Source organism: Pseudomonas mangiferae (assembly GCF_007109405.1).
Classification (GTDB): Bacteria; Pseudomonadota; Gammaproteobacteria; order Pseudomonadales; family Pseudomonadaceae; genus Pseudomonas_T; species Pseudomonas_T mangiferae.
Genome location: NZ_VJOY01000001.1, coordinates 564,909 through 579,333 on the forward strand (window position 1 = coordinate 564,909; position 14,425 = coordinate 579,333).

Genomic DNA, 14,425 nt, shown 5'->3' on the forward strand with positions numbered 1-14,425 from the left:
CCTTCCGCCTGACTCAACCCGTCCGGACGCGCGCGCCGTGGCGGGAGAAGGTCCCGGCAGGCAGGGTGAAGAACTCGATCAGCCGCTGCAGATCTTCCGACTGGGCACTCATTTCCTCCGACGTGGCAGCCAGTTCCTCTGAGGCGGAAGCGTTCTGCTGGGTGACCTGGTTCAACTGGCTGATGGCCGCGCTGATCTGCCCCATGCCGGTGGCCTGCTCACCGGAAGCCGCGGCGATTTCCTGCACCAAGTCCGAGGTGCGCTGGATGCCGGGGATCATCTCCCGCAGCAGGCTGCCCGCGCCCTCGGCCGTCGACACGCTGGCGGTCGCCAGTTGGCCGATCTCCTGGGCCGCCACCTGGCTGCGCTCGGCCAGCTTGCGTACCTCGGCCGCCACCACTGCGAAGCCCTTGCCATGATCGCCCGCCCGCGCCGCCTCGATGGCCGCGTTCAGCGCCAGCAGGTTGGTCTGGTAGGCGATGTCGTCAATGATGCCGATGCGCTGGGTGATGCTTTTCATCGCCTCCAGCGTGTCCTCCACGGCCTCGCCGCCCTGGCGTGCCTCGTCGGCGGCCCGGGTGGCGAGGCCATCGGTAATCCGGGCGTTCTCGCTGTTCTGGGTGATGGACGCGTTGGCCTGCTCCACCGTGGCGTAGGTCTCCTCGACGCTGGCGGCCTGCTGGCTGGCGGCCTGGCTCAGGGACTGGGTAGTGGCGCTGACCTGGGCCGCGGCGCCGCTGAGGGCCTCGGTGGTATTGCGCACCTCGCCGATGGTCTGGGCCAGGCGTTCCACCATGCTGCGCATGGCCCTGAGCAGGCGGCCGGTCTCGTCCCGACGGTCCACATCGACCCGTAAAGTCAGGTCGCCCTCGGCCAGGCGCTCCGCCACCTCCACCGCACGGTCGATGGGCCGCGTGATGGAGCGGGCGATGAGCAGGCCGGTGAGCACGGAAAGCAGGATCGCCGCCACACCCATGATCCAGACCACCCGCCGGGTTTGCCGGTAGACGTCCTCGGCTTCCTCCCGCTCCTGCTTGGCCACGCGCAGCTGCAGATCGATCAATTGGCTCAGCTTGGCGCTGATGGGGTCGACGCTGCGGTACAGCGCGCCGTCATAGTCATCCAGCAGGCCCTGCTGGCTGCCTCTGCGCTGCTCGAGCACCTGGGCGACCTGGCGGATGTCCCGGTCCGCCGCATCGAACAGCGCCTCGGTGTCGTTCACCAGGCGGGTTTCCTCGGGGGTCAGCCGGGTGGCGGTATAGGTGCTCCACTCCCGCTTGATCCGCTGCTCGGCCTGGACGATGCCGGCATAGGCGGTCTGGGCATCCAACAGCCCGGCATTGGCCTTGTTCACCGCGTCGATGACGTTCACCGCGTAGTCGTCGGCGATCACCTTGAGGCCCCGCAGGGGCACCACCCGGTCCTGGTAGACCGTCTCCAGCCCCTGGTTGGTGTCGCGCAACGCCTGGATGCCAACGTAGCCGTTCACCACCAGCAGCAGCACCGGTATCAGGAACGCCAGGCCCAACCGCTGGCCAATCCTCATGTTCTTGAACATCTTGCCTCTCCCTCGCTCGGCCTACGCACACACGGAAACGCTCCACCCGAAATGCTCCGGGCAGAACTTCGACTCAAGGGGAAACACGATGTCCGTAAGAATGTCGCCCGGGCGACACCCGGTCATCGCGGCCCCCGCCTGGAACGGCAGGTGGCGGCGACGACGATTGGAACGCGGCCACAGCAGAATGCCCCACGGAGGACAGCGTAGCGGCTGCGGCATTTTTTGCCGTACGCCGGACAGCCGGCGCACGGCGGTGGATCAGCCCAGCATGGCGATGTGACGGGGATGCTGCGCCACCCGCTCCAGCCAGGCACGCACCGCCGGGAAACCTTGCAGGTCGAAGCCGGTTTCCGGCGCGACGTGGGTATAGGCGTACAGCGCGATATCGGCGATGGAGTAATGCTCGCCCACCAGGTAGGGCGTGCGCTGCAACTGCTGTTCCATGACCTTAAGGGCCCGCGCGCCTTCCTTCAGGGCCGAGTCATACTCCGCGCGACGCGCCTCCGGCATCCCCTCGAACAGCTTGATGCGGCGCGCCTCTGCCAGGTACGGCTCGTGGCTGAACTGCTCGAAGAACTGCCACTGCAGGACCTGGGTGCGCAGGCGCGGCTCCTGGGGCAGCAGGTCGCTACCTTCGGCCAGGTAATTGAGGATGGCGTTGGACTCCCAGAGAGTCGATCCATCCTCCAGTTCCAGGACCGGCACCTTGCCGTTGGGGTTCTTCTCCAGGAACGCGGGGCTCTTGTGTTCCTGCTTGACGATATCCACCGGCACCCATTCGAACGACTTGTCCAGCAGATTCAGGATCAGCTTGACCTTGTAGCAGTTGCCGGAGCGGTAGTCCCCGTACACCTTGACCATCGGGCGTCTCCTCAGGCCGCTTGGGCGGCCAGTGCGACACGCACCACGCTGGCGAGGCGGCTGAGGCCTTCGCTCAAGCGTTCCGGCGCGACATGGCTGAAATTGAGCCGCAGGTGGCCCGGGTTCAGGTCGGGGTCGATGAAGAACGGTTCGCCGGGCATGAACGCGACGTTCTGCTCCAGGGCCGGCGCCAGCAGCGTACGGGTATCCAGCGGGCGTTTCAGGGTGAGCCAGAAGAACAGGCCGCCCTGGGGCACTTCCCAGGTGGCGAGATCGGCGAAATGCTCCTGCAATGCGGCCTGCATCGCATCGCGGCGCTGGCGGTAGAAGTCCCGCAGTTCGGCGAGGTGGCTGCGATAGCGCTCGCTGCCCAGCCATTGCAGGGCCTGCCACTGGCCGATGCGGTTGGTGTGCAGGTCCGCCGACTGCTTCAGGCGCAGCAGGTAGGGGAACAGGTCCGGGCTGGCGATCAGGTAGCCGACCCGCAGCCCCGGCAGCAGGGTCTTCGACACGGTGCCGGTGTAGATCCAGCTGGCCTTCTTCAGGCGGGTGACGATAGGGGTCGCGCTGCCGGCATCGAACACCAGTTCACGGTACGGCTCGTCCTCGATCAGGGTCACGCCGAACTCGTCCAGCAGCGCCGCCACCGCGTCGCGCTTGGCTTCGCTGTAGCGCACGGCGGACGGGTTCTGGAAGGTGGGGATGAAATAGGCAAAGGCTGGCTTGTGCTGCTCCAGGCGCTGGCGCAACGCGGCGATCTCCGGGCCGTCGGCTTCCTGGGGCACCGCGATGCAGTTGGCGCCGAACAGCTGGAACGCCTGCAGCGCGGCCAGGTAGGTCGGCGCCTCCAGCAGAACCTCAGTACCCGGGTCGATAAACAGCTTGGCCGCCAGGTCCAGGGTCTGCTGGGAGCCGCTGACGATCAGCACCTGGCTAGCGTCGCAGGGCACGCCCAGGGCCTTGGCCTCGGCGGCGATGGCTTCGCGCAGCGCCGGCTCCCCTTCGCTCATGCCGTACTGGCCTACGCTGGTCGGCATGGCCGACCACTCCACCTTGGGCAGCATCGGCTCGGCGGGCAGGCCACCGGCGAACGACATCACCTCCGGGCGCTGCGCCGCGGCGAGGATTTCACGGATCAAGGAGCTTTTCAGGCGGGAGATGCGTTCGGAGAAGGCCATGCGGGGGTCACCAGTGGCAAGCGGGGGGAAATGGGGCAAACTGCTTGACCGAAACTACGACGCCCCGGCCGAGACCGTCAATATGCCCGACCTGAAAAAAGCCGCCGCCCAACAGCAGGCCATGGAAGCCTTTTTCTTCGGTTACCAGGCATTCACCGCTCGCCCCGACGCGATCCTCGCCCGCCGCGGGCTGTCTCGCGTTCACCACCGCATCCTGTTCTTCATCGCGCGCTACCCGGGCCTGAGCGTGAAGCAACTGCTCGGCTATCTGGACGTGAGCAAGCAGGCTCTGAGCGTGCCGCTGCGGCAACTTATCGAGATGAAGCTGGTGGTGAGCGTGGCGGCCGACGACGACAAGCGCCGCCGCCTGCTGGGCTTCACCGCGGAGGGCGCCCGGCTGGAGCGTACCCTGCGCCGGGAGCAGACCCGCCTGCTGGAACGGGCGCTCGCACTCACGGGGGAACAGGCCATGGCCGGCTGGCTGGACGTGAATTGCGCCTTGGGCGCCGCCCACGAGCGCGATGGCCAGGCATGTATATCGCCATCTGCCCCGCCTGCCGCGCCGGCCAGGGTGAGACCGTCCTCGGCCGCCTGAGCAGGTCTGCGGGACTGTACCGGGATCTCGCCCGACGGCTGTATGGGGCGGCCGGCCGCCGGGCCGCTTAGGCTTTCCGGGTTCGATGTCGGGGACGGCATCGGCCGATGGCCAGGCGACGCCGCGTCGCGCCTGCAGTGCCCAGCCCGAGGAATCCATGACCGATAATCCCGCAACCCGCCCACGCTTCCTGTCCGACACCTCGCCTTCGGCGATCGTCGCCGGCCTCATCGCCACGATCACCGCCTATACCAGCTCCCTGGTGCTGATATTCCAGGCTGGCCAGGCAGCCGGCCTGAGCGACGCCCAGATCGCGTCCTGGATCTGGGCGCTGTCCATCGGCATGGCGATCACCACCATCGGCCTGTCCTTGCGCTTTCGTGCGCCCATCGTAGTGGCATGGTCCACGCCCGGCGCGGCGTTGCTGGTCACCAGCCTGCCCGGCGTGGCCTACGAAGATGCCATCGGCGCCTTCGTGGTCTGCGCCATCCTGCTGACGCTGGTGGGCCTCACCGGCGGCTTCGAACGCATCATGCGCCGCTTGCCGGCATCCCTCGCGGCGGCGCTGCTGGCGGGCATCCTGTTCAAGATCGGCAGCGGCATCTTCCTCGCCGCCCAGACGGACACCGCCCTGGTGCTGTCGATGTTCTGCAGTTATCTGGTGGTCAAGCGCGTGCAGCCTCACTACGCCGTACTGGCAGCGCTGGTGGTGGGCAGTGTCGTTGCCCTGGTATCCGGGCTGGTGAATTTCGAGCGGTTCAGCATCAGCCTCGCGCGTCCGATGTGGACCACACCGCACTTCTCCCTGACGGCGATCATCAGCATCGGCATCCCGCTGTTCATCGTCGCCATGGCGTCGCAGAACATCCCGGGCATCGTCGTCCTGCGCAGCGACGGCTACCAGACGCCCGCCTCCCCACTCATCTCGGTCACCGGCCTCGCCTCGGTGCTGCTGGCGCCGTTCGGCTCACATGGCATCAACCTGGCGGCCATCAGCGCCGCCATCTGCACCGGCCCCCATGCCCATGAAGACCCGAGCAAGCGCTACACCGCGGCCGTGTGGTGCGGCCTCTTCTACGGCGTGGCGGGCATCTTCGGCGCCACCCTCGCCGCCCTCTTCGGCGCCCTCCCCTCGGCCCTGGTCCTGTCCATCGCCGCCCTGGCGCTGTTCGGTTCCATCAGCAATGGCCTGACCGCCGCCATGCAAGCACCCGAGCAGCGAGAAGCGGCCCTGGTGACCTTCATGGTCACCGCATCCGGCATGACCCTGTTGGGGATTGGTTCGGCCTTCTGGGGATTGATCGCAGGGATGCTGGTCTTGCTGGTGCTGAACGGCGGCCGTGGCCAGATTTCCGCAGTGCGCTGAACGCCCTGCAAATGGGGCTACCGCTCAAGGAACAGGTGTTAAAGGAGAAGGAGAGGTGGAACGCGAGATCGACGCCGAATGGCCGATTTCGATGGTGCCCGGAGCCGGGGTCGAACCGGCACGCCCTTTCGAGCGAGGGATTTTAAGTCCCTTGCGTCTACCGATTTCGCCATCCGGGCGGTAGCGCGTCGAGTCCGGAAAGCCGAAAGGCGGGACTCGAAAGAAGGGCAAGGACTATATACAGCTCGCCCCACCCGCGCAAGGCACGCATCCCGTTGATCGAAAAGGAAAACCGAACGGCGCCCTGAAGAGCGCCGTTCATGCTTCAGACGATTTCCTGCAGGGAGATATCCGAAATGCCGGTGATGGGCAGCTGTTCCATGATGGCGCTACGGCCCCCCAGGGGGTGTTCCGGTACCACGAAGCCATGGTGTTCGAACAGCTCGGCCGCGGCGTCCTCCAGGGACAATTGATCCGCATAGGAAAAATGCGTCATCGGCTCGCCATGCAGCAGATACGAAATAGCGAACGTGGGTTGGTCGGTCATGAGGAAGCCTCTGAAAGGGATACCTGTTCTCAGACCGCGGCGGTAGGGGTTCCGTTTCCCTCTTGCGTGCCCTCGGGATGCGCTCGTTTATGGATGTTGCCATTGGCTACAAACAAACGATTGGAATAGCGCCGATAGACTGATCGACGCTCATCAAAGCACCCATGAGTGGGTTGTCATCGGCAAAACTGTCTACGGCTGTCACTTTTAACAGTAATCAGCACGAGCACTCTGGAACTCCCATTTGTATCAGCTTCGAGCCGATGCTCACGGTTTATCGTGATGAAACTTCATCCTGAAGTACACCGTATAGGGAGATCATCATGCAAACCGCCGCACAATTCGCCGCCACCCTCATCGAGACCAACTTCGACTCTGCCGAGATCCAGGCGCTGTTCAAAGCCTCGGAACTGCCAAAAGAGGAATTCCTGCAGAAGCTGGGCTCGCAACTGGTTGAGCATAACGGCACGCTGGTCAATGGCCAGGCTTCTGCCAAGGGACTATTCCCGCTTCACAAGGTCATCAATTTCGAAGTGGTGGAATTCGATATCACCGTTACGAACCCCAGCAACGGGCGCTACATCGTCGAGGTCGTCAGCAAGATCATGGGTTACAAAGTTGGCGATTCCTTCCTGAGCTTCGATAACGGAACGCTCAGCCGCCATGAAACCGTGGGAAATTCCACACTGGGAGCGGAATACGATGTCAAACTTCAACTCAGCGGCGGCTTCAATGTGAGTTTCGAAGCCTCTGTCTGGATCGACATCGGTTTCCTGAGTAAAAAAGCGCACTTCGGGCCCAAATGGCTGTTCTGAAAGACATCAAAGACGGCTACTAAGCGAAACGCGTCCAAAAGCCTTTCCTTACTCTAAGTTGTGTTAGGAAGTTGCTAAAGGATAGAAGCTGGAAGCAGTTCGTACTCTACTTCCGCCGCTGGTCAAACATTGCAGATGAGCAACAAACCGCCCCAGTTGTTGGCAGCCCAGGCCAAGGCGCGCGTTGTGTTCAATGCAAAAGAAAAAGCCCCGTCGATTTTCATCGACGGGGCTTTTGAATATGGAGGCCGATGTCGGAATCGAACCGGCGTACACGGATTTGCAATCCGCTGCATAACCACTCTGCCAACCGGCCTCATGTCAGCGGCGTGCCGTCTGACGGGGCGGAATTGTGTACTAGTTTCAACGAGTTGGCAACCCCCCGCTGAGTCGAAATGGACGGCGCACTCCTGATGCGTGAGCCTGGGACGATGAAGCCGCTCAGGCCGAGACCTGGCGGCGCCTGGAGCGTCGGCGCGCCAACAGCCCCGCCGCCAGGTCGAGACTGGCGCAGAACACGAAGTACACCACGGCCACGAACAGGAAGATTTCCGTAGGGTGCACCATCACCCGGTTACTGACCTGGGTGGCGACGAAAGACAGCTCGCCCACCCCGATGACGTAGGCCAACGAAGTGTCCTTGATCAGCGCCACCCATTGGTTGAGAAACGACGGCAACATGATGGGCAGGGCCTGGGGCAGGATGACCAGGCGCAGTACCTGCCCCGGGCGCATGCCCAGGGCCCGCGCGGCGGCCCACTGCCCTTCCGGCAGGCTGCGGATTCCCGCATGGACCGAATGGGCGAGGTAGGCACCGCCAATCAGCGACAGTGCGCAGACCACCGTGGCGAGCGCCGGGACGTCCACCTTAAATAAGATGGGCAACAGGAAATACGCCCAGAAGATCAGCATCAGCACCGGAATCGCCCGGAAGAACCCCAAGACCGCGAGGAGCGGCAAGCGGCGCCGGCCGCGGATCAGGGTAAGAGCAACTCCCAGCCCGAGGCCGATGATCGCCGAGGCGAGCCCCGAGAGCACACTGAGTGCCAAGGTGAGCGCCGCCCCACCCAGCGGTCCGTCTGGGTAGGCGCCCAGGAGGAAATAGCCGAGGTTGTCCCGGATCACGGTGAAGTCCATCAGATCACCCCCCGGCGAAAGCGCTTGCGCTGCTGGAGCATCTGCCCGATCACTTCGATGACCGCGATGGTGGCGATATATAGAAGAGTGGCGATGCCGAATGCCTGGAAAGTCTTGAAGGTCTCGGTCTCCACTTGGCGGGAGGCATAGGACAGCTCGGCCAGCCCGATGGCCATGGCCAGGGACGAGTTCTTCAGCGCGTTCATATACTGGCCCAGCAAGGGCGGCAAGGCGGTGCGCAAGGCCTGGGGCAGGATCACGTAGCGCCAGACCTGCGCCGGCTTCAGGCCGAGTGCAAGGCCGGCGGCCCGCTGCTCGTCGCGGACGGACGCGACACCGGCGCGAAACTCCTCGGCGATGAAGGCACTGGTGTAAAGGGTGAGCCCCCATAGCCCCGCGATGAACTCGAAACTGGGCCACTCCAGATGGGCCGGGCCGAGCGCCACCTCATGGGGCATGTTCAGCCAGGCCACCAAGTCCTCCGGCAACAGCGAGGTTACGCCGAAGTACCAGAAGAACAACTGGATCAACAGGGGTGTGGTGCGGAACACCATCAAGTAGGCCCGGGCAGGCCAGGACCAGAGGCGCCGCGGTGACAACCGCGCGAGACACAGTGGAAACCCCAGGGCCGTGGAAAACAGGCACGCCAGCGCTGAGAGGACCAGGGTGAGCAGGAAACCATCGAGAAGCCAGGTCAGATATTGCGGTGCGAGCAGTTCGCCGAACATGCGCGAAATTTCCCAGAGAAAACCAAAAAGGCCCGCATCGAGTCATCGAAGCGGGCCCCGCGACAGGCAGTCTGTCAGCTCTTGTCGCCGATCTTGTACAGGCGCTCCAGCGGCGTCTTGGTCTGGGGGCCGAACCAGCTGTCGTAGATTTTCTGCGCCTGGCCGTTGGCCTCCAGCTCCAGCAGAGTCTTGTCGACGAACTCGGTGAGCGCCGTTTCGCCCTTGGGAATCCCGACCCCGATCAGGTCGTTGGAGATGGTGAAAGGCGGAACCTCGTACTTGTCGCGGTCCGGCACGTTGGCCAACAGACCGATCAGCTTCGGCCCGTCCTGGGTAATCGCCTGGACATTGCCGTTGCGCAGGGCAGTGAACGCAAAAGGCGTATCGTCGTAGGCCACCACTTTCGCACCCGGGAATTTCTTGCGCAGCACGCCTTCGTTGACGGTCCCCTTGTCGACACCCACGCGCCAGCCATTGAGGTCCTCCTGGGACTTCAAGGTGCCTTTCTTGACGATGAACTGCTGACCCGAGGCGAAGTACGGGATGCTGAAGTTCACCTGCTCGGCGCGCTCCGGCGTGATGGTGAAGTTGGCCAGCACCAGGTCGACCTTGTTGGCCACCAGCAGCGGCACACGGTTGGCCGGGTTGGTGGGCTGCAGCTGCAGCTTCACGCCGAGCTTGTCGGCCAGTGCCTTGGCATAGTCCACATCCAGACCTTCGATCTGCTTGCTCTGGGGATCGACGAAACCGAACGGCGGGTTGCTATCGAATGCGGCCACCCGCAGAACGCCCGCCTTCTTGATATCTTCCAGGCGGTCGGCATGAGCCAGACCCGACACGACAGCGAGTGCAAGAGCGGTAAGAGCAGTCAGCTTTTTCATGGTCTTCCAATTCATGAAGGAGGCGCCGTCGGTGCGGTTCACGCGACGTCACGTCTCGCTTGGAGGAATGGCTGCAGGTTCGGTGAAACCCTCGCCGTAGAGAGGAAGGATGGCTTCCTTGAGGTGAAATTCTGGCAAATCGGAGCGACGTTTTAGAAGGAACGAATTCAGCTAGCTCATGCTTTAACGATCTAAAAAAATATTACAAATCGCCTCATAGCATAAAGCATCATCGTAAATTCTTTGTGTATCACGTTACCTCCAGGCAAACAGGTGCGAGGCAACGGATAGCTTGCAGCACGTCATGGCTGCAGGCGCGAGATGGCCCAGGAAGCTCCCGACCAGCGATAGAGCAGCCTCTCATGCAACCGCTCGCGGCCATTGGCCCAGAATTCCACTTCGTCGGCGATGAGTTCGTAGCCGGTGTAAGTGGCGGGTTTGTCGAGAGGCGCCATCTGGGCGAAGCCCCGGGCGACGCTTCGCAGGCGCTCGACATCCATGAGCGGTTGGCTTTGCCGCGAGGCGGTGGACATGGCGTGGGTGAATAACGGCCGGGCGCTCCACAGCTGGCGCGCGGTCTCGTCCGGCAGGCGGTCGATGCGCCCCCGGATGGCGATCTGTTCGCTGGTCTCGCGCCAGTAGAGCAGCGCCGCCGCGCAAGGGTTGGCCGCCAGTTCCCTGCCCTTCCGGCTGGTGGAGTGGGTCGCGAAAATGATGCCGCGGTCGGATACCTCGGAAATCACCATGGTCCGTACCGACGGCTGCCCCGTCTCGCTGGCGGTCGCGAGGGTCATGGCCAACGGTTCCCTGACGCCCACCCGCATGGCGCGCTTGACCCTGGATGCCAGCAGAGGAATCGGGTCCTCGGGAGGATCGAGGTACTCGGGGAAATCGACCGTCAAGTCTCCGCTCAACGCCTCGAAGGGGGGAATGGTCATGGCATCGTTTTCCTGAACGGGCGAGGTGACGGCCGCCGGGTCCTGTAGCGGCCTCGCGTGCGTCTGACACTGTGTACGGAGCTGTTTGGAAAGGCTCTGGGCGTATTCCAGGCGAGGCTTCCGCGGACATCCACCCTGCCCGGCAACCACGGGACGCCGGCCTAAAAAGAAGATCAGGCCACCAGCCGTTTTGGCATGACTGCCGAAACAGTGATCGCCGACCTCACCTCACGGGCCCACCTGAATGCTGCCCGTCCACCTAAGACCAAACGAGGGACGCCGCGAAGTGGCTCGCTCGCCTGACAGCCACATTTCAAGTTCACATCACCCGGACGCCTGGCCGCCGACTGATTCCGGAACCAACGAGCCATGCCACCCGGTTTTCGAGCGACATGGTCCAGGCACAAGTAATCGACGATTACTCGGCCAACGCCGGCGTGTCATGCCGCTTGGGAATGCCCTCACGACGGATGACCGGAACAGGGATGCGCAATGCTCGCATCTGTTCCGTCGGGTTCATGAACTCCCGGGCGCGGGCGATCAGGCCGTCCTTCATCTCGAAAGAGAAGATGAAGTGATTGTGATAGTCGCCGACCGGGTAGCCGGGGAAATGGATCTCGCCCCGTCCCTCACACTCCACCCAGAAGATGTTCGGGTCCTGGCCGGGATGGATGCGGATGTTGTACCACTTCCAGTCGGGCAGGCACTTCAACGACCACGCAGCGTGTTCCGCCATGCTCTGGTGCCCGTGGATCTTGATCGGCTTGCCGGTTTCGGTCGTCCACAACCCACAGATGCCGTCGGGCTGGAACAGGTGGTGCCGGGTCAGTCGGTCCTGCCCGAGGCTGTGCATGTAGCGCTCCACCGTGGCGTAGTTGCGCTGGCGCAGCGCCTCGTCATCAGTCGCATCCGCCTTGGACTGCACGAGCGTCAGCGACGGGCTCCCTGCTTGGGTGAAGCCGGGGAAACCATGGGTCCGTTCGTGATCGAGGATCGACAGGTATTCCTTCAGCCCGCCGAAATAGAACAGCACGCGCGGCTGGTTGCTGTGGACGTTGGTGCCGAAGATCCAGGACTTCACCTGGGCGAAGACCGTGTAGTTGGCCATCTGGCTGCACTGCTCCGACCAGGTCGACAGCGCTTCGGGCGTCGCCTCGATGGCCGCGCCCGGCCTGTCCTCGGCCCAGCGGATCGCATCGCCGATGAAGTTGACTTCCGCCTCGATACCGGCCGCCAGGTTGGAGAAGATGCCCTGCGGCCCCAGGACCGTGAAGAGGTTGGGGAACCCCGGCGTGGACAGGCCCAGGTAGGCCGCGGGGTGCTCGCCCCAGGTATCCAGAAGGGTGCGGCCGTTCCGACCGATCACATTGAAGTCGCGGTAGGCGCCTTCGACCGCCTCGAAGCCGGTGGCGAGGATCAGGATGTCGATCTCGTGCTCGACCCCATCAGCCGTGAGGATGCCGTTCTCGGTAACCCGTACGATTGGCGTTTCCTGGATGCTCACCAGCTTGACGTTGGGCTGGTTGAAGGCCTCGTAGTAGCCATCCACCGACACCGGTCGCTTGGCATAGGGCTCCGAAGGCGTGAGCCGGCGCGCCGTCTCCGGGTCACGGACGATCTGCTTGATCTTCCCGACGATGAACTCGCACGCCGCGCGGTTGGAATCCGGGTTGATCACCAGGTCGCCGAAGGTCCCGAACATGAAGCCGAAACCACCGCCCTCGTTCCAGGCGTGCTCGAAGACGGCCTTGCGCTCCTCCGGGCTGGCCTCGGCTGCGCTGGTGGCCGGTTCCTCGAAACCACAGGCCAGGCGGGTCTTGCGCCATTCGCGGAAATTCTCATCGAAGTGGGAGAGGAAGCTGTCCACCTCGGTATCGGTGTGGCGGCGTTGCCCAGCCGGCACCACGTACTGGGCGGAACGCTGGAACACCGTCAGGTGGGAGGCTACCTTGCTGGCGGCCACGGCTACCTGAGTCCCGGTGGAGCCGGTGCCCAGGAGCCCGACCCGCAGGCCATCGATCCTCAGGCCCTCCGGCCAACGCGCCGTATGGACGACACGGCCCTTGAAGTCGTCCAACCCTTCGATTTTCGGCGCCACGGGTTTCGACAGAACGCCGACCCCATTCACCAGGTAGCGACAGGTCACCACATCCCCGTGGCTGGTCTTCACCCGCCAGAGGTTGTCCGCCTCGTCGTAGGTCGCCTCGCGGGCCTCCACCTCGAAGCGGTACAGGCGGGAGAGATCGTTGCGACTGGCCACGTTCTCCAGGTAGTCGCGAATCTGCGCGCCGGTCTGGTAGCGGGCATGCATGTCCCAGCCCGGCGACGCCTCGCGGTCGAAGGAGTAGCGGTAGACGAAGCTGTCGGTATCGGCCTGGACACCGGGGTAACGGTTCCAGTACCAGGTACCGCCGACGCTGCGGGCCTTTTCCAGACCCAGTACCTTGAGACCCAGCTCGTTGCCGAGCTTGTGGGTGGCGTAGAGGCCGGAAAGTCCGGCGCCAATGACGATCGCATCGAATTGGGCAATAGAAGACCGCTTAGTCATCGAAGACGCTCCTGTACGGTGTAGTTCTTGTTTGGGTGCTTGCCAGCGACGCGACAGGTTCAGCCCGGGCGGGTGACTGCCGTTTTTGCCTTGTAGCTGTCCGCGGTGGAGATGAGCTCCTGGATCCGCTCGTTCTTCTGCAGCGCGTGGCTGGCCTGCTCACGGACGTTCATTTCGCGGTTCGCCAGGACGATTTTTGAAACTGCCGGAATCCGCAGGCGCTCGTAGTCGGCGATGGCGGCATCCAGGTCGGGCGCCTCGCATACCCGGGTGGCCAGGGTTTCGGCATCGACGATGGCCTGGGTGGCCCCGTTGGCGCCGATCGGGAACATGGGATGCGCCGCATCGCCGAGCAGTACGCAGCGGTCGCGGCTCCAGCTGTCGATGGGTTGCCGGTCCGCCAGGTCGGTCCGCATGAGTCCCTGGCTGTGGGTCACCAGGGCGCTGAGATCGAGCCAGTCGAAATGCCAGTCCCTGATGATGCCCAGCAGGAAGTCGGTGGTCTGGGTGGGGTTCGAATTATCGACGGGCCCGCCGCGGGAGGACGGCACCAGCATGACCCAGTTGACCAGGCTTTCGCCGCGCTGGTCGTGGGCATGGGAGACCGGATAGGCGATGAGGCGTACACCGGTGCCGTCGTTGGCGATGATCATGGTGCGTCCATCCAGCAGCCGCGGCACGGGCGTGATGCCCCGCCACAACACCATGTCCCCAGAGTTCAGGTCCATGGCCTCCGGGAACAACGCCCGGCGCACCACCGAATGGAGACCATCGGCCCCCACCAGCAACCCGTCCGTGGGTTGCCCGGAAGCGGGGTCCCTGGGAGCGATCCGGTCGAGCTGCTCGGGTGCGAGTTCCGTGCCGAAGTGGAAAGTGGCGCTGGATTCCACGGAGGAATGGATCAGGTCGAGCAGGTCGGAACGGCGGATCGAGAATTGCGGCGTGTCGAAGCCGGCATCGATCCCGCGCGCTTCTTCGAACAGCACGGCTCCCAGATGATCCACGTAGCGATGGGCACGGGTGCGAATCCCGGTCTCGTCGAGCTTCTTCTCGAGCCCCAGGCGATACAGGACCGCAACCGCGGCGGGCTGGATGTTCAGCCCGAAACCATCCCCGGACAGCTGCGGACGTCGCTCATAGACCTCGCACGCCATCCCGCGCCGGGACAGCGCAGCCGCCAGTGTCACGCCCCCGATGCCCGCTCCCACGATTACTGTCTTGGTCGAATCCTGCTGTGTTGCCGGCATAACGAATGCCCTCATTCAGTCCA

The 14,425-nt window shown here is 63.9% G+C and carries 13 protein-coding genes, 2 tRNA genes and 1 pseudogene; 3 read left to right on the forward strand and 13 right to left on the reverse strand.

All coding sequences use genetic code 11. The features are described from left to right. Nucleotides 1-13: 13 nt before the first annotated feature. From FM069_RS02100 to FM069_RS02110, 3 genes are all read right to left on the reverse strand, one after another. Nucleotides 14-1,558, reverse strand: a complete 1,545-nt coding sequence (locus FM069_RS02100) for a methyl-accepting chemotaxis protein (protein WP_143486607.1) — start codon at nt 1,556-1,558, stop codon at nt 14-16. Nucleotides 1,559-1,819: 261 nt separating this feature from the next. Then, nucleotides 1,820-2,422, reverse strand: a complete 603-nt coding sequence (locus tag FM069_RS02105; protein ID WP_143486608.1) for a glutathione S-transferase family protein — start codon at nt 2,420-2,422, stop codon at nt 1,820-1,822. Between the two features lie 11 nt (nt 2,423-2,433). Beyond that, nucleotides 2,434-3,600: an aminotransferase-like domain-containing protein gene (locus tag FM069_RS02110; RefSeq protein ID WP_143486609.1), complete on the reverse strand. Its 1,167-nt coding sequence runs from the start codon at nt 3,598-3,600 to the stop codon at nt 2,434-2,436. A gap of 82 nt (nt 3,601-3,682) precedes the next feature. Here FM069_RS02110 and FM069_RS02115 point away from each other — a divergent pair, with 82 nt between their 5' ends. Both FM069_RS02115 and FM069_RS02120 read left to right on the forward strand, forming a co-directional pair. Beyond that, a complete protein-coding gene (locus FM069_RS02115; RefSeq protein ID WP_143486610.1) occupies nt 3,683-4,195 on the forward strand; it encodes a MarR family winged helix-turn-helix transcriptional regulator in 513 nt (170 codons plus the stop codon). Nucleotides 4,196-4,352: 157 nt separating this feature from the next. Further along, a complete protein-coding gene (locus FM069_RS02120; RefSeq protein WP_143486611.1) occupies nt 4,353-5,561 on the forward strand; it encodes a benzoate/H(+) symporter BenE family transporter in 1,209 nt (402 codons plus the stop codon). Nucleotides 5,562-5,653: 92 nt separating this feature from the next. Here the strand turns inward: FM069_RS02120 and FM069_RS02125 are convergent. Together FM069_RS02125 and FM069_RS21545 are read right to left on the reverse strand one after the other, a co-directional pair. Continuing rightward, nucleotides 5,654-5,740 (reverse strand) — tRNA-Leu (locus FM069_RS02125). A gap of 146 nt (nt 5,741-5,886) precedes the next feature. After that, a complete protein-coding gene (locus tag FM069_RS21545) occupies nt 5,887-6,057 on the reverse strand; it encodes a hypothetical protein (RefSeq protein WP_178106642.1) in 171 nt (56 codons plus the stop codon). 374 nt (nt 6,058-6,431) lie between these two features. On the opposite strand from FM069_RS21545, the gene FM069_RS02130 reads away from it, so the two are divergent. Further along, nucleotides 6,432-6,923: a hypothetical protein gene (locus tag FM069_RS02130; protein ID WP_143486612.1), complete on the forward strand. Its 492-nt coding sequence runs from the start codon at nt 6,432-6,434 to the stop codon at nt 6,921-6,923. 242 nt (nt 6,924-7,165) lie between these two features. On the opposite strand, the gene FM069_RS02135 is transcribed toward FM069_RS02130, so the two are convergent. The 8 genes and pseudogenes from FM069_RS02135 to FM069_RS02165 form a co-directional block, all read right to left on the reverse strand. Further along, nucleotides 7,166-7,239: transfer RNA gene (locus FM069_RS02135), tRNA-Cys, on the reverse strand. Between the two features lie 125 nt (nt 7,240-7,364). Beyond that, nucleotides 7,365-8,060, reverse strand: coding sequence for an amino acid ABC transporter permease (locus tag FM069_RS02140; RefSeq protein ID WP_143486613.1), 696 nt, complete (start codon nt 8,058-8,060; stop codon nt 7,365-7,367). Beyond that, the gene (locus FM069_RS02145; RefSeq protein ID WP_143486614.1) at nt 8,060-8,788 is read right to left on the reverse strand and encodes an amino acid ABC transporter permease; all 729 of its coding nucleotides are present in this window, start codon (nt 8,786-8,788) and stop codon (nt 8,060-8,062) included. Before FM069_RS02145 ends, FM069_RS02140 begins: the two co-directional genes overlap by 1 nt. Nucleotides 8,789-8,862: 74 nt before the next feature. Beyond that, on the reverse strand, nt 8,863-9,669 hold the full coding sequence (locus tag FM069_RS02150) for an ABC transporter substrate-binding protein (protein ID WP_143486615.1): 807 nt from the start codon (nt 9,667-9,669) through the stop codon (nt 8,863-8,865). A gap of 302 nt (nt 9,670-9,971) precedes the next feature. Then, complete coding sequence (locus FM069_RS02155) at nt 9,972-10,607, reverse strand: pyridoxal 5'-phosphate synthase (protein ID WP_143486616.1); 636 nt, start codon at nt 10,605-10,607, stop codon at nt 9,972-9,974. A 418-nt stretch (nt 10,608-11,025) separates the two neighbouring features. Beyond that, nucleotides 11,026-11,541 carry a PhzA/PhzB family protein gene (locus FM069_RS21775; protein WP_233281967.1) on the reverse strand — a complete coding sequence of 172 codons (516 nt, stop codon included), beginning with the start codon at nt 11,539-11,541 and terminating at the stop codon, nt 11,026-11,028. Between the two features lie 975 nt (nt 11,542-12,516). Then, nucleotides 12,517-13,155 (reverse strand): annotated as a pseudogene (locus FM069_RS21780) (flavin-containing monooxygenase); the annotation flags it as partial. A 59-nt stretch (nt 13,156-13,214) separates the two neighbouring features. Beyond that, entirely contained in the window at nt 13,215-14,402 is a 1,188-nt protein-coding gene (locus tag FM069_RS02165; RefSeq protein ID WP_178106643.1) for an FAD-dependent monooxygenase, read from the reverse strand. Between the last annotated feature and the right edge of the window lie 23 nt (nt 14,403-14,425).

Coding starts and splice junctions, on each gene's coding strand:
- FM069_RS02155 (WP_143486616.1), bottom strand. CDS start 10,607: ATGACCATTCCCCCCTTCGAGGCGTTGAGCGGAGACTTGACGGTCGAT.
- FM069_RS02100 (WP_143486607.1), bottom strand. CDS start 1,558: ATGTTCAAGAACATGAGGATTGGCCAGCGGTTGGGCCTGGCGTTCCTG.
- FM069_RS02105 (WP_143486608.1), bottom strand. CDS start 2,422: ATGGTCAAGGTGTACGGGGACTACCGCTCCGGCAACTGCTACAAGGTC.
- FM069_RS02140 (WP_143486613.1), bottom strand. CDS start 8,060: ATGGACTTCACCGTGATCCGGGACAACCTCGGCTATTTCCTCCTGGGC.
- FM069_RS02130 (WP_143486612.1), top strand. CDS start 6,432: ATGCAAACCGCCGCACAATTCGCCGCCACCCTCATCGAGACCAACTTC.
- FM069_RS21545 (WP_178106642.1), bottom strand. CDS start 6,057: ATGACGCATTTTTCCTATGCGGATCAATTGTCCCTGGAGGACGCCGCG.
- FM069_RS02110 (WP_143486609.1), bottom strand. CDS start 3,600: ATGGCCTTCTCCGAACGCATCTCCCGCCTGAAAAGCTCCTTGATCCGT.
- FM069_RS02120 (WP_143486611.1), top strand. CDS start 4,353: ATGACCGATAATCCCGCAACCCGCCCACGCTTCCTGTCCGACACCTCG.
- FM069_RS02150 (WP_143486615.1), bottom strand. CDS start 9,669: ATGAAAAAGCTGACTGCTCTTACCGCTCTTGCACTCGCTGTCGTGTCG.
- FM069_RS02165 (WP_178106643.1), bottom strand. CDS start 14,402: ATGCCGGCAACACAGCAGGATTCGACCAAGACAGTAATCGTGGGAGCG.
- FM069_RS02115 (WP_143486610.1), top strand. CDS start 3,683: ATGCCCGACCTGAAAAAAGCCGCCGCCCAACAGCAGGCCATGGAAGCC.
- FM069_RS02145 (WP_143486614.1), bottom strand. CDS start 8,788: ATGTTCGGCGAACTGCTCGCACCGCAATATCTGACCTGGCTTCTCGAT.